This is a genomic window from Pseudomonas sp. FSL R10-1350 (assembly GCF_009600525.1).
Taxonomy (GTDB): Bacteria; Pseudomonadota; Gammaproteobacteria; order Pseudomonadales; family Pseudomonadaceae; genus Aquipseudomonas; species Aquipseudomonas helleri.
This window is the reverse complement of record NZ_WIVR01000042.1, coordinates 13,653-28,593: the sequence shown is the minus strand read 5'-3', so window position 1 is coordinate 28,593 and position 14,941 is coordinate 13,653. Positions and strand designations below refer to the sequence as shown.

Below are 14,941 nucleotides of genomic sequence, written 5' to 3'. Positions count from 1 at the left end.
AAGCTCGCTCCTACCGGGTTTGGGTGGTTATTTATCCGATTTGATGCTGGTCCAGGTGCGGGTCCGTACACGCTCCAGCTTTTGTGGCAGTGGTTGCACCACATACAGTGATTTCAACGCCTCTGGCGTCGGCGTCAGGTTCGGGTTGCCGGTGATGTCTTTATTGATCAGTGGCAGCGAGTCTTTGTTGGCGTTCGGGTAACCCAAAAAGTCACTGATCGACGCAATCACCTTGGGCTCCAGCAAGGTGTTCAGGAACTCATGCGCTTCTTCGACATTCTTTGCACTTTTAGGGATAGCGAAGGTGTCAAACCAGATCGGTGCGCCCTCTTTTGGCAAACGCCAGTCCACTACCACCCCGTTCTTTGCTTCTTTGGCCCGGTTGCCAAACTGGTAAAAACTGCCCGAGTACCCAATGGCCACGCAGATGTCGCCGTTGGCGATATCGGTCATGTATTTGGCCGAGTTGAAGTAGGCGACATACGGGCGAATCTTCAGCATCAGCTCTTTGGCTTTTTCATAGTCGGCCGGGTTCTGGCTGTTCGGGTCCAGGCCCAGGTAATGCAGGGCTAGCGGCAAGATCTCTGACGGCGAATCCAGCATGGCGACGCCACAGGATTTCAGCTTGGCCATGTTCTCGGGCTTGAACACCAGGTCCCAACTGTCTACCGGCGCGTCGTCGCCCAAGGCCGCCTTGACCTTGGCCGGGTTAAAACCGATCAACACCGTACCAACCATGTAGGGCACGGCGTACTGGTTGCCGGGGTCGTTGGTTTCCAGCAGCTTGAGCAATTGCGGGTCTTGGTGCTGCCAATTGGGCAGCTTGGATTTGTCGAGCTTCTGAAACACCCCGGCTTTGATCTGGGTGTCGAGGAACTGGTTGGACGGCACCACCAGGTCATAACCCGAGTTGCCGGTCAGCAGCTTGGCTTCCAGCGATTCGTTGGTGTCGAAGGTGTCCCAGGTCACTTTGATCCCGGTGTCCTTGGCAAAGTCTTTGGGCACTGACGGCAAGATGTAGTCCGCCCAGTTGTACACCCGCAATTCGCGCTGATCGGCTTGCACCGCGCTGGCCAACAGTGACAACCCACATACCGTGGCGCCCAGTAAGCGTTTGATCGTGCTCATGAATGTATTCCCCATCTTTGGCGTGAGATCGATAGTTGTTATGTTTTGTACACGGCAGCAGCCCGCAAAAAGGGCAAGGGTCAGGAAGACAACTCTTATAAGTTGATTTGATTCTTGCCGACCGCTGGAGCGGTTCACAGGGGTAGGCAGGCCAAAAAGGGATCGTTACGGCCATTGTTTGTGTCCGAATCTATGTCCGCCATCGCCCTCTTGCATCGCCCAAGTGTTCATCCAGCAACTGTTGCAAATCAAACAGCAAATCTGCACTTAACCACTCAATCAACAGCGCCCGCCTTGCCCGCCTCCGGCCAACCCCCCGAATTACAGGGGGTTTGCCTGTTGGTACGGAGATTGCTGACAGGGAGTACCTGTCCACAGTCTGCTGAACACTAGCCAAGGATTCGAACATGTCTAACGCGCTGCAAGTCGTCGTCGTTTCGGGTGGGGCGTACAGCCCTTCGCGCACTCTGGTGTTGGCCAAGGCCATTCTCGATGAACTGCAAACCCGGCTCACTATCGAAAGCCGCTTGATTGAGCTGGGCACTATTGCCCGGCAACTGGGCGGCGCCTTGTCACGCCAGGAACTGAGCCCTGAGGTCGATGCCGAGATCCAGGCGATTGAAAACGCCGACCTGCTGATCATTGTCACCCCGGTGTATCGCGGCTCCTACCCCGGCCTGCTCAAGCATCTGTTCGATCTGGTGGATATCAACGGCCTGATCGACACCCCGGTGTTGCTGGCCGCCACCGGTGGCAGCGACCGCCATGCGCTGGTGCTCGAACACCAGTTGCGTCCGCTGTTCAGCTTTTTCCAGGCGTTGACGCTGCCGATCGGCGTGTATGCCACCGAATCTGATTTCGCCAATTACCAAATAATCAGCGAGCCCTTGCAGGCTCGTATCCGCCTTGCTGCAGAACGTGCCGCGCCGCTGTTTGGCGCCTCGGCCACACCTTTGCTGAAAATCGCTTAAGGACTTCTTCATGAATGTGTTTTGGTTCCTCCCCACCCACGGTGACGGCCACTTTCTGGGCACCACCAAAGGTGCTCGCCCGGTCACGCTCAACTACCTCAAACAAGTCGCCCAGGCGGCTGATGACCTGGGCTACTACGGCGTTTTGATCCCGACCGGGCGCTCCTGCGAAGACTCGTGGGTCATCGCCTCGGCATTGGTACCGTTGACCGAGCGCCTGCGTTATCTGGTGGCGATTCGTCCGGGGATCATCTCGCCGACCGTGTCGGCGCGCATGGCGGCCACACTGGACCGGCTGTCCGGCGGGCGCTTGTTGATTAACGTGGTGACCGGCGGCGACCCGGATGAAAACCGCGGTGATGGCAGCTTCCTCAGCCACAGCGAACGCTACGAAGTGTCGGATGAGTTTCTGAAAATCTGGCGCCGGGTGCTGCAAGGCGAGTCGGTCGACTTTGAAGGCAAGCACTTACACGTGAAGAACGCCAAGGCGCTCTACCCGCCGGTGCAAAAACCTTATCCGCCGCTGTATTTCGGCGGCTCGTCCGATGCCGCTCACGATCTGGCCGCCGAGCAGGTTGACGTGTACCTGACCTGGGGCGAACCGCCTGCGGCCGTGGCAGAGAAAATCGCCGATGTGCGTGAACGCGCAGCACGCTTGGGCCGCACCGTACGCTTTGGCATTCGTCTGCACGTGATTGTCCGTGAAACCGAGCAAGAGGCCTGGAAAGCCGCCGACACCCTGATCGAACACATCAGCGACGAAACCATAGCCGCCGCGCAAAAGTCCTTCTCACGCTTTGATTCCGAAGGCCAGCGGCGCATGGCTGCGCTGCACGACGGGCGCCGCGACAATTTGGAGATCTCACCCAACCTGTGGGCAGGCGTCGGCCTGGTTCGCGGCGGCGCCGGCACCGCGCTGGTGGGCAACCCGCAACAGGTGGCTGAACGCATCAAGGAATACGCCGACCTGGGCATCGAAAGCTTTATCTTCTCGGGCTACCCGCACCTGGAAGAAGCCTATCGCTTTGCCGAACTGGTGTTCCCGCTGCTGCCCGAACCTTACGCCAGCCTGGCGGGTCGCGGCATCACTAACCTGACCGGGCCCTTTGGCGAAATGATCGCCAATGATGTGCTGCCAGGACAGGCCAAACCCTGATCGAACCTGCATCTAGCCGGATAATATCCGGCTAGTTCAACCCCGAAGCGCCTCGGTTATTTTTAGGGCCATATTTAGAAATTACACTTGGCTTTGCCATGCCTATAGCGAGATGCGCCCAAGAATCCGCATTATTAAGAAATACCCATTGATTTGCTGCAGTTTCCGTACAACTTCCTGCGGCTGGTGTCGGCATTTTAGCCATCACCTCCCTGTATTTATCAACATTGCGTACCGCTTTACTATTTTCTCCTTTGCTGCCCACGTCACGACTTATAGCCATAGCCGTTTTAAGCGTATCAAACAATGCTTCATCACTATCCGGGTAACCAAAATTCTTTACCGGCATATAAAAGGCGTCATAAGTTCCCAGTTCAAGATGCGACTCCTCATGAATTAACTGCCTGGCCAGCGACGTTATATCACTGGTCTGGATAGTGGATTGTTTAATAAAGATTCGTCGCTCAGTGTCGACTTTAACCACAAAGGCATCAGTTTTGCTGTCTTCTTCATAGATCACTATCCGATCTTTACCCTTTTCGATCCGTGATAGTTGCATGCTTTTCAGTTTTTCGAAGCCCTCACGCAACTCTGTTTGAGTCCGACCACTCACAGCCGTGCCGCCCAGAAAAAGCGACATCGCTGCATGAGCAACTTTGCTTTGCTGGGGACTGGATACACTTTCAATCGCTGAGCTCAGAATATCGACCGCCATCGTTTGCGCGTCACGAAGTTTTCCTGCCAATTCGCTCCCCGTTTCGCCGAGCGCTTCAAACTCTTGCAGCCCTCTTGCAACAAACGCTATAGAAGAGCGTTTTAATCGAACACCTTGTTCTATCGCATCGTTGACAGGTAAGGAGATTGCCCCTGCAGAATCCATCCATGACAAAGGTGAATTGAGAACAAATCGAAATACATTCAAACCATCGACTTCGCCCATCGGGTCCGGATTTATCCAGCGCTGCAACCACGGTGCGTAATATCTAAACCCGTAGTAATACAACCCGGTCGCATCCCGCTCTTTGCCCGAATAACGAATCACTTTGTAGCGGGCTTCCAGTGCACTTTTTGCCGCCCACCAGGCCGTCCCGCCGTAGGGGTAGTAACTTTCCTGACTCAGCAACTCGCCGTTTTGATCCAGCTCCAGCGTGCTGCTGCCCAAATGGTCATTCACGCTGTAACGGTGTTGATGCTGGCCATTTTCCCGGTTCAACAAACGCACGGCATTACGCCCCGATTGGGCAAGCACCACGTGCAATTGCTCGCCTGCTGTGCGGCTGCGGATCTCCAGCCCCGGCAAGTAGCGCACTTCGCTGATGTGCTCGCCACCCCGGGTTTTGGCGCGGCGCACTTTACGCACGCGCTGGCCGCCGCCTTCATAGACATAGGTTTCTGTATCGTCGTCCTGACCATCGGGATCTTCGCGCTGCACTTGGGTTACGAGCTGCAACTGATTGCGGCTGTCCCACTGCATAAGTTGGCCCGGTGCCAGAGCCTGTTGATTGCCGTTGGCATCAAACGCCTTGGCAAAATCCATCGGCGAGCCGTCCTTGAACAGGCTGCGGTTGCTGCGTGCGTCGACGACCATTTCGCGGGTATAGCTATTGCCAGCCCCGGCAGCGTGCTTGAGCCGGGTCAGGTTGCCGCCGCTGTCGTAGCTGTAGGTCTGGCTGTAAGTGCGCCAACGGCTGTCGTCTACCGGGCCGAAGATCTCCAGCCCCGGCAGGCTCGGGCCGATGGTTTGGCTGGCGTTTTCGCGACCGGTGGCGCTGATCAATTGATAGAGCGTGTCGTAGGTGTACGTACTGACTGCCTGAATACGCTGCCCGGCAAACCATTGCACCGGCTGCGCAAGGTCTTCGATGCGGGTGATGTTGCCTACCGGATCGTATTGGTAGTACAGGTCCTGTAGCGTCTTACCGTCTGATCTATTGATCTTAAGGTTGGACAGCAGGCTGTCCCGCGCCGAGTAATAGGCCGTGGTCGTCACATCGTTGCCTACCTGCTCAATTTCTACTCGGCCCAAAGCGTTGTAGGTCGTGCTTTTGAGCAGGGCAACATCGTCCAGCCAGGACGCAAAAGGTTGCCCGGCCACATCAAATTCAAAACGTTGCACGTGCTCAAGGGCGTCGGTCTGCTCGATAACAGCGCCCAGCGCATCGTGACGCCAGCGCGTAGTGTAAGCCGTGTCTTCAAGATCGGCCTCAGACGCGGGCCAATGGGGCTGCGTCAGTGCGGTGCAGAATTGCCGCGCCTCGCTCAGCGGCTGCCCGGTGAGGGCAAATGCGTCATGCCACAGAGTGCCCGCCTGATCATCGTGGCGAAGCAGTTGCCCGCAGCGGTTGTGGTGGGCGTCTTCTTCGTCGGCACCCGCGTAGGTAAAACGCTCCACGCACAGCGGCGGTTCGTGTTCGAGCACATTCACTGGCCGCAGGAGTTCATCGTAGTTAAAGCGCCGATGGGTATCGCGCCCGTCCCAGCTATCACGCAACTGCCCGGCGGCGTCATGACAGGCAAGCCGCCAGCCGGCATCCACGCTCGTGGTCAGCAGCGCTTGGCCGCTGAGGCTGTAGCGCGTGGACTGGTTTGCAAGATCGCTCAGTTCAAATAAGCGCGGGTCCCATTGCTGGTTCAACCGACCGCTTGCGTCGTAGCGCTGAAGCGTGTTGCGTGCTTGTACCGTGTCCTGCGTTGCACTTCGGTGCCAAGACACCGTGCGCACGACAAGACCGCGAGGGTCGCTCACAGTCAAAGTCGGGGTGTTTTGGTGCAGGGACATGCTCAATAGCGCCTCAAAATATGAGGTTGGTGTTCAATCTGGTGACAGTAGCGCTCTGTAAATACTTTAAACAACTGTCAGAAATGACAGGTCACAGAAGTAGGAAAATTCCGTAGTTTGCTCAGAAGTCATCAACACGAGCAGGATGCGGAAATGGCAACACATTCACTTCTCATGACACTTGTGCCCACCGCCAAACTTCCCGAAAAGGCCCTCGCACTTGGTCGACAGGACCTCATGGGCGCGCTCCCGGCTGCTGTACTCCCTGCCCAATCAGGTAAAGCCGCCAAAAAACTGCCCCACCGGAGTGTTTGATCATGGCCGAAGACTCGCTGAGTGTTTCTACCCCGGTACTGCCCAAAGGCGGCGGCGCGATTCAAAGTATCGGTAAAGGTTGGGGCGCGGTTGGCAGCTCAGGGGCTGCCAGCAGCGGGCTGCCTTTACCTGTGTCGGCGGGACGTGGTTATGGGCCTTCTCTGAGTTTGAGCTACAGCAGTGCAGCGGGAAATGGGCTTTTTGGCCTGGGTTGGGCGCTCAACCTGGGGGTTGTTGCCCGACGCAGCAACAAGGGCGTACCCACTTACACTGACGAGGATGTGATTGTCGGCCCCAGCGGTGATGTGTGGCTGGCTGAGCGAGATCAACAGGGCGAGCGTTTCGCGACGCGTGTTACCCAACAAGGCATTGCATACGATGTGACCCGCCACTTTGCCCGTGCCGAAGGCGCTTTCGATCGCATTGAGCACTGGCGGCCAGTACCGGCCAAACCGACAGATCCGCTAGACCCGGGTTTTTGGCGGGTATACAGCGCCGATGGCAGCCAGTCTGTATTTGGCTTACGCCCCGGCTCTCGCAGTACGGACCCGCACAACCCGCTGCGGGTCGGCGAATGGTTGCTGGAAGAAACCATGAACGCCCATGGTGAGCACGTGCTTTACGAGTACAAGCCTGAAGACGAGGTGGCGCTGGACCCCGAGCACCCTCGCGACTTCATCGCCCAGTGCTATCTGAACCGTGTGCGTTACGGCAATTTCGAGGCGCATGACGCGCTTTACTTATGGGATGAACAAGCGCTTGAAAGTGCTCAGTGGCATTTCGACCTGCTGTTTGACTACGGCGAGCGCACAGTCGAGCTGACCGAAAAACCCACCTATGAAGAAAAGTCACCGTGGCCGGTACGCAGCGACCCGCACTCAAGTTTTGCCTACGGCTTTGAACTGGGTAATCTGCGTCTGTGCCGTCAAGTATTGATGTTTCATCACTTCCCCGATGAATTGGGTGAGGCGCCATTGCTGGTGCAGCGCCTGCTGCTGAACTATGAAACCAGCCCACTGAGTTACAACTGCCTGGTGGCAGCCCATCTCATCGCCTATGGCGATGATGGCGCAGCAGAGTTTCGCCCTCCTGTGGAGTTCACCTACTCAGCGTTTAAGCTGCAGGATCAGCACTTTACCGAGTTTGAGTCCATGCCCGGCCTCAATGATGGCCAGCAGTATCAACTGCTGGACCTTTATGGCGAAGGCATGCCCGGCGTGTTGTATCGAAGTGATGATAATTGGCTGTATCGCGAACCGATGCGCGCCGACTCAGCCAATCCCGATCAAATCGAATATGGTCCTTGGCAGCCGTTACCCGCACATCCGGTAGCTGACTCCAGCAAGCCGGTGCAGCAGTCACTGACCGATTTTACCGGCGACGGAAGACTGGACTGGATCGTGGCCCAACCTGGATTAAGCGGTTTTTTTACCCTTAACCCGGATCGCACCTGGTCGCGCTTTGCAACGTTCGCGGCGTTCCCTCAGGAGTTCTTCCACCCGCAAGGGCAAATGGCCGATTTGATCGGTGCCGGACTCTCCGATCTGGCACTGATCGGCACGCGTAGCGTGCGCCTGTATGCCAATCGCCGCGAAGCAGGTTTTAGCGCTGCACTGGACGTGCCCCACTCGCTGCCAGACGACCATCTGCCCTTGCACAGTGACAGCCGAACCGAAGTCGTAGCATTCAGCGACCTGCTGGGCAGCGGCCAACAGCACTTGGTGCGTATTCGCCACAACGAGGTGCGCTGTTGGCCGAATCTGGGCCGGGGGAACTTTGGCAAAGGCTTCTTGCTGCCTTGCCCACAGTTTGCGCAGTACGCTGACTTTGACGCATCCCGTGTATTGCTGGCTGACCTGGATGGCAGCGGTGCGGCCGATATTCTGTACCTGAACTCGCAGAGCATCGACGTCTATATGAACCAATGCGGTAACGCTTTTGCTGCCAGGCAAAGCGTGCCCTGGCCCGAAGGCGTGCGTTACGACAATACCTGCCAACTCAGTACCGCAGACCTGCAAGGGCTGGGTTGTTCGAGCCTGATTTTTACATCACCGCACATGTCACCACGCCATTGGCGTTGCGACTTTGTGCAGGCCAAGCCGTACATGCTTGTTGAAACCAATAACAACATGGGGGCAACAGGCACTGTCAGATATCGCAGTTCGGCCCAGGAGTGGCTGGACGAAAAGCAATCACTGCTTGCCGCTCAAAAGCCTGCCGTTTGTTACCTGCCGTTTCCCATGCATGTGGTGGCTCAGCAAACTCAACTCGACGAAATTACCGGCAATCGCCTGACTCAACACTTCCAGTATCGTCAGGGCTTCTACGACGGTCTGGAGCGAGAAGTCCGCGGTTTTGGTCTGCTGATCCAAACTGATACCGAAGCTGCCGACAACGAAGACATACCGGTGGGCTATACCGCCCCGACACTGACCAAAACCTGGTTCCACACCGGCCGCTACCCCGAGCTTGCGCCAGAAGGTTATGACCTGCGGGACACTAAGGCTCAACCCTTGGGCCCTACCCTGCTGAGCCGTTACAAGGCTGAAAACATCGGTGGGGGTGAAACTCGGCACCATGACAACCTTGTTCTCGCGCCTACGCAGGCCCAATTGCGCGAAGTGGCACGAACCCTGAGCGGCTCCCCCCTTCGCGTAGAAGTCTTTGGTCTGGAAGATGCCGACGGTCATAACGTGCTGTATTCGGTGCAACACAATCGATACCTGGTCCGTGAGCTAATGGCCCAGGACCTTGAACACCGTCAGCCCTACGCGGCAATGCTGGTGTTGCCGCTGGAATCCATCAGCTACCAGTACGACAGCGCTACCAACCAAAACGAAGATTTTGATCCGCTCTGCAAGCACAGCGTAGGACTGAGTTGGGATGCCTATGGCAGCTCGACTCACGCCGTTGTAGTCGATTATGCACGGCGCAAAACGTCTGCCAGCGTGCCTCCGTTCATAGACGAACATCAACAACGGTGGTGGCAGGCAGCCCACGATGAGGCCCAGCAGTCTTATTATTTGAGCGAAAGCCGGGCCCAGGCGATCAACCTGACGACCCGTAAAGCCTGGCGTCTTGGCTTGCCCTACCAGACGCGCACAAATGCACTGGTGCTCCCTGCAAGCGAACTGTCCCCCGAAACGCTGGGTTACGAAACGCTATTGGATACCCTGACAGGGCCGCTCAGGCCACGACAAGAGCGCGTGCTGACAGGGCAAGCCGTCCAGCATTACAAAGGTGGCCAAGCCACACTGACGGCACTCGCCGACTTCACTGAAACGGCGGAGCTGGATGAAACCGCGCTGGCCGCCTATGACCGTGTATTTACCAAGCGTGCTGATCTTTATCAGCGCCTCGAAGAGCTGGGTTATGTGCGCATGGCGGTTTTTTTACCCAACGATGGAGAGGCGCTGTGGGCCGTTAGACGCGGGTTCGCGAGCTACGGCACGGCGGCCCAGTTTTACAACATCCTGCAATTTCGGCCCACCCTCAGTCATGGTCTGACAACCGTCACCTATGACCCGTACTTCCTGGCGCCGCTCAGTGTCACCACCCCGGATGGCTGTAGCACCGTGGCTACCTATGACTACCGAACCCTGCAAGCGTGGCGCATCGTCGACCCTAACCAAAATACTCAAGAGGCCATTTTTGACGCCTTCGGACAATTGCGGGCGAGCAGCTTCTACGGGACCGAACGCGGGGAAGCGATCGGATTTGATCCGATCAGCAGTTTTGAAACGAGCATCAAAGATCCGGGTACGGCCATCGAAAGCCCTGAAGACGCGATTAAAAACGCCGCATCGGTGAGTGTCTACGACGCGTTTAGCTGGATGGGCCGTGTGCCAGCCACCTTGCACAATGACAAGGCCTGGATGTGCGAGCATGTGGCATCAGGTGACGTCATACCCTCCGGGCATTTGTGCGCCAAGGCTCGGGCCCGCGCCATGACCCACCCGGAGTTGGCGCTCCTGGCTCAGGCGGTACGGCGCGAGCCGGTACACAGCGCCGTGCTGGTGGCAGATCGCTACCCTGGAGATGCCGCTCAACAAATCCGCATCAGCCTGGCGAGCTTCGACGGTTTTGGCCGCCCCCTGCAAAGCAAACAAAAAGTCGAGAATGGCTATGCCTATGCGGTCGACGATGAAGGCAACCTGATCATCGACAACGGTAAACCGGTCCAGGTACAGGACGTACCGCGATGGCGGGTCAGTGAGCGGGTGGAATACAACAACAAAGGCCTGGCGATTCGTACGTATCAGCCTTACTTCGCGGATAAACATCGCTATATCAACGATGAGTCCTTTCGTGAGTTCGGTTACAGCGATCAACAGTTCTACGACTCTCTCGGGCGGCCGACTGACACCTTCACTGCCAGAGGCGGATGGCGCCGCCAAACTTACCTCACGTGGTACACCATCAGCGAAGATGAAAATGACCTGGACCAAGAGGTACCGCCAGCACCGTTGAAGGCGACATTACTGGCACAGTTGCGAAGCCGTCGTAAATGACGGCACTCAAGATCGGTTTGCACCAGTACACACCCTCCCTCTTGGTCACAGATCCACGTGGTTTGGTTGTACGCAGCATTGCTCACCATCGACAGGAAGTTGAGGAGCCCATCGCTGAGCAGGTCCAGCGTCAAGTGTTCAATGCCAAGGGGCACCTGTGCCAGCAATGGGACCCGCGTTTATCTGAGCTGAGCGATCTTGCAAACCAGTCCATGCGCTACAGCCTCAGCGGCCAAGTGCTGCTGACCACGAGCGTGGATGCCGGCTGGCGGCTTGCCTGCCATGACGCCGCCGGGCAGTTGCGTGATAGCTGGGACGGGCGCGACACCCATCGGCGCTTTACCTACGATGAATTCATGCGGCCAGTGAATGTTTTCGAGAACGAACCGCCGCTGTGCGTGGAGCGTTTTACCTACGCAGGTGCCGACGAAGAGGCCGCCCGCCACAACCGCTGCGGGCAACTGCTTCGCCACGATGATCAGGCGGGCAGTCTGTGGCATGAAGCATTTGCCCTCAGCGGGCAGCCGCTGAGCGAAACCCGGCGATTCTGCACCGCACTGACGCCGCCCCATTGGCCCGCGTCTGAAGCCGATCTTGAAGACACTACTTACACCACGCGCTGGCGTCACGATGCGCTGGGCGCTGTTATCGAACAAATCGATGCCCTTGAGCACGTGCAACGTTTTGAATTTGATGTGGCCGGGCAACCTTTTGCGTCCTGGCTGGACGACGTTGCCCTGCTCAAAAGCACGACCTACAACGTCTTTGGTCAGGTAGAAATTGAGCTGGCAGGCAACGGCGTCACTACCACGGCCTATTACTCGGCTCGGGACGGTCTGCTGTCCAACCTCAAGGCCAAAAGGTCAGACGGCAAGACGCTACAGGACCTGAACTACCAGTACGATCCGGTAGGCAACATCACCCGCATCGAAGACCTTGCCCAGTCAGTGCAATGGTTTGCCGGGCAGCGTATTCAGGCAGTCAGTACCTTCACCTATGACACGCTCTATCAACTGATCAGCGCCACCGGTCGCGAAAACGCCAGCCAAACCATCGGCCCGGGTCTGCCGGGGCTAGAGATCTTCGGCCCGGTAGATGACAGCCGTTGGCGCACTTACAGCCAGACCTACAGCTACGACAGTGGCGGCAACCTGACCCGGCTCAAGCACGCTGCCGGAGCTGGCAACAGCTGTACCCGCGAAATGGTCGTCGACGCACGCAGCAACCGCAGCCTGTTCAAGGACGGTTCGCCGATAGATTTTGCCAAGGCGTTTGATGCCAACGGCAATCAACAGGCTCTGGCACCGGGCCAACTTATGCAGTGGGACAGCCGCAACCAGTTGCAGCACGTAACGCAGGTGCAGCGCGAAGATCCCGATGGTCAGGACGACGATACGGAAACCTACATTTATGACGGCGGCGGCCAGCGCGTGCGTAAAGTGCGCCGCGCCAAAACCCTTGGCGGTGAACACATCAGCGAAGTGCGCTACTTGCCGGGGCTGGAGATCCGCAGCCGAACGACAGGCGAGCAATTGCACGTGGTGCTTGCCCAAGCGGGGCGTAATGCCGTGCGTTTGTTGAACCGTGATAATGGCCAGCATCAACACCGTTACAGCGTGAACGACCATTTGGGCAGCAGCACGCTGGAGCTGGATCAAAATGGCGAGTTGCTGAGTCAGGAGAGTTACTATCCCTACGGCGGTACGGCTTGGTGGGCGGCCAAAAATGCACTGGAAGCCCGCTACAAAGTGATTCGTTTTTCGGGTAAAGAACGGGATGCAACCGGGTTGTATTACTACGGGTTTAGATATTACGCGCCGTGGTTGCAGCGCTGGATTAATCCGGATCCGGCGGGGGATGTGGATGGATTGAACCACTATCGGTTTGTAGCAAACTCCCCAATACGTCTGACCGATAATGATGGACGAAACTTTGAAGACGCCATTGTCAAAACGCCTTATAGAAGAAAAGAATCTTCAGGACGCTTTTTAATTAGAACTTTGGGAGCACTCAACACTTCTCTGGCAGCAGAAGTTGCTTTTTCTGACGAGATCAACTTAACCGAAGTTCACCCTTTGGACATGTCGGAGTATGTTAATCGCTTTGATGCATTAAGCATGGATGAAAAAGCGGCCATTCGGGGATGGAGCAGTATTGGCGACGCATTTGAATACCATGATTTCATGGATAGCGATGATTACCCGGACGCTATAAGCTACGAACTCAATCAACATCTTGCCGAAAACAAGCCTCTGGATAATAAATTCCGAAAAGCCTATGTAAACTTACAGTCGAGCATTAGCAAACTCACCATTGACAAAGCGGTTCTACTGCGCACGGATGAATACGCACATAGCGATGATATACCGTGGGGCAAGACTATCAACAAAGGTGACATTGTCTCTAATCAAGCATTATTGATGGCGGTTTCGGAAAGTAATTCCTATGCTCAAACCTTGACGGACAGCCCAGAAAAAGAAACGACTACAACACTTGCGCATTATTTGATTAAGAACGCAGAGGCTGCCCCTCTTGTCTATGGAATAGCGTCTCCTGTACTTGAAGAGTATGAGCGACTAATAGCACCACACACCTATTTTGAGGTGGAAGATATAGCCTACGCAGAAAAAATCGACACACAGGGAAACGTAAATAACTCATTTATGAAAAGAATCGGCGTTGTGCTAAAACAACTAAAAAATTATAGCGGCCCGGCCAAAAACATACATACAGGTCGATAGCTTGACGTTTGTTCGATAAGTCATTCGTCTTGTCTATACACAGGATTGATTAAGGTGTTGACCTGATCGAAAGGCAGAGCGAACCTAAGCCTCGCCAAACAAGGCCGAAAACCGCGGGCAACCGGGGCGCATATCGCCTCATCCCACGCCTGCGACACTGCGTGATCACTTGGGATTGAAGCGTCCGGCCAACCGGGATGCAGGGTCTCTACCTTCTCAACACGAGACTTTTCGATGACTTATACCGCAGCCGAAAACCGCTATGAATCCATTCCTTATCGCCGCGTAGGCCGCAGCGGGCTGGTGCTGCCAGCCCTGTCCCTGGGGCTGTGGCACAACTTTGGCGACAGCACGCCCATCGACACCCAGCGCGCCTTGCTGCGCACCGCTTTCGACTTGGGCATCAACCACTTTGACCTCGCCAACAACTATGGCCCGCCGTATGGCAGTGCCGAGATCAATTTTGGCCGTTTGCTGCGCGAAGACTTCAAGCACTACCGCGATGAGTTGATCATCTCCAGCAAAGCAGGCTGGGACATGTGGCCCGGCCCTTACGGCCAGGGCGGCGGCTCACGCAAGTACGTGCTCGCCAGCCTTGACCAGAGCCTGCAGCGCCTGGGCCTGGACTACGTCGATATTTTCTACTCGCACCGCTTCGATCCGGACACCCCGCTGGAAGAAACCGCCAGCGCCCTGGCCACCGCGGTACAACAAGGCAAGGCGCTGTACATCGGGATTTCGTCGTACTCCGGGGTCAAAACCCGTGAAATCGCGGCGCTGCTCAAAGAGTGGAAAGTACCGCTGCTGATCCACCAACCGGCGTACAACCTGTTGAATCGCTGGGTGGAAAAGGACCTGCTGGACACCACCGAAGAACTCGGCACCGGGGTGATTGCTTTCACTCCGCTGGCGCAGGGTTTGTTGACGGACAAATACCTCAATGGCATTCCGGCTGATGCGCGGGTCAATCGCCCGGGTGGTGGTTCGTTGCAGAGCAAGCACTTGTCTGAAAGCAACATTGCCCATGTACGCGCGCTCAACGAGATCGCCAAACGCCGTGGTCAGAGCCTGGCCCAACTGGCACTGGCCTGGACCCTGCGTGACCCGCGCGTGACCTCGGCACTGATTGGCGCAAGCCGCCCTGAGCAAATTGTCGAAAACGTCGGTGCGTTGCAAAACCTGGCGTTCAGCGCAGAAGAACTGGCCGAAATCGACCGCTTTGCCCAGGAAGGCGGGATCAACCTATGGGAAAAACCGTCAACGGCTGAATAACCCACTCTTTTGACGGTGGGAGCGGGCTTGCTCGCGATACAGACAACGCGGTGTCATTGACGTCCGCG

7 protein-coding genes are annotated in these 14,941 nt (G+C 56.6%); 5 read left to right on the top strand and 2 right to left on the bottom strand.

The window, feature by feature from the left end; all coding sequences use genetic code 11:
- Nucleotides 1–27: 27 nt before the first annotated feature.
- On the bottom strand, nucleotides 28–1,128 hold the full coding sequence (locus GHO25_RS17550; protein ID WP_153391485.1) for a polyamine ABC transporter substrate-binding protein: 1,101 nt from the start codon (nucleotides 1,126–1,128) through the stop codon (nucleotides 28–30).
- 407 nt (nucleotides 1,129–1,535) lie between these two features.
- On the opposite strand from GHO25_RS17550, the gene msuE reads away from it, so the two are divergent.
- Together msuE and ssuD are read left to right on the top strand one after the other, a co-directional pair.
- A complete protein-coding gene (gene msuE / locus GHO25_RS17545) occupies nucleotides 1,536–2,099 on the top strand; it encodes an FMN reductase (RefSeq protein ID WP_153391483.1) in 564 nt (187 codons plus the stop codon).
- Between the two features lie 10 nt (nucleotides 2,100–2,109).
- On the top strand, nucleotides 2,110–3,255 hold the full coding sequence (gene ssuD, locus GHO25_RS17540; RefSeq protein WP_153391480.1) for an FMNH2-dependent alkanesulfonate monooxygenase: 1,146 nt from the start codon (nucleotides 2,110–2,112) through the stop codon (nucleotides 3,253–3,255).
- A gap of 31 nt (nucleotides 3,256–3,286) precedes the next feature.
- Here ssuD and GHO25_RS17535 read toward each other — a convergent pair whose 3' ends face one another.
- Nucleotides 3,287–6,034 carry an RHS repeat-associated core domain-containing protein gene (locus tag GHO25_RS17535; RefSeq protein WP_153391478.1) on the bottom strand — a complete coding sequence of 916 codons (2,748 nt, stop codon included), beginning with the start codon at nucleotides 6,032–6,034 and terminating at the stop codon, nucleotides 3,287–3,289.
- Nucleotides 6,035–6,351: 317 nt separating this feature from the next.
- Here GHO25_RS17535 and GHO25_RS17530 point away from each other — a divergent pair, with 317 nt between their 5' ends.
- The 3 genes from GHO25_RS17530 (at nucleotide 6,352) to mgrA (ending at nucleotide 14,873) form a co-directional block, all read left to right on the top strand.
- On the top strand, nucleotides 6,352–10,860 hold the full coding sequence (locus GHO25_RS17530) for a SpvB/TcaC N-terminal domain-containing protein (RefSeq protein ID WP_153391476.1): 4,509 nt from the start codon (nucleotides 6,352–6,354) through the stop codon (nucleotides 10,858–10,860).
- Entirely contained in the window at nucleotides 10,857–13,601 is a 2,745-nt protein-coding gene (locus GHO25_RS17525) for an RHS repeat domain-containing protein (RefSeq protein ID WP_153391473.1), read from the top strand. The genes GHO25_RS17530 and GHO25_RS17525 overlap by 4 nt, the downstream gene beginning before the upstream one ends.
- Before the next feature lie 234 nt (nucleotides 13,602–13,835).
- Nucleotides 13,836–14,873 (top strand): L-glyceraldehyde 3-phosphate reductase, encoded by a 1,038-nt coding sequence (gene mgrA, locus GHO25_RS17520; protein ID WP_048369108.1) that lies wholly within the window; start codon nucleotides 13,836–13,838, stop codon nucleotides 14,871–14,873.
- The last annotated feature ends 68 nt before the right edge of the window (nucleotides 14,874–14,941 follow it).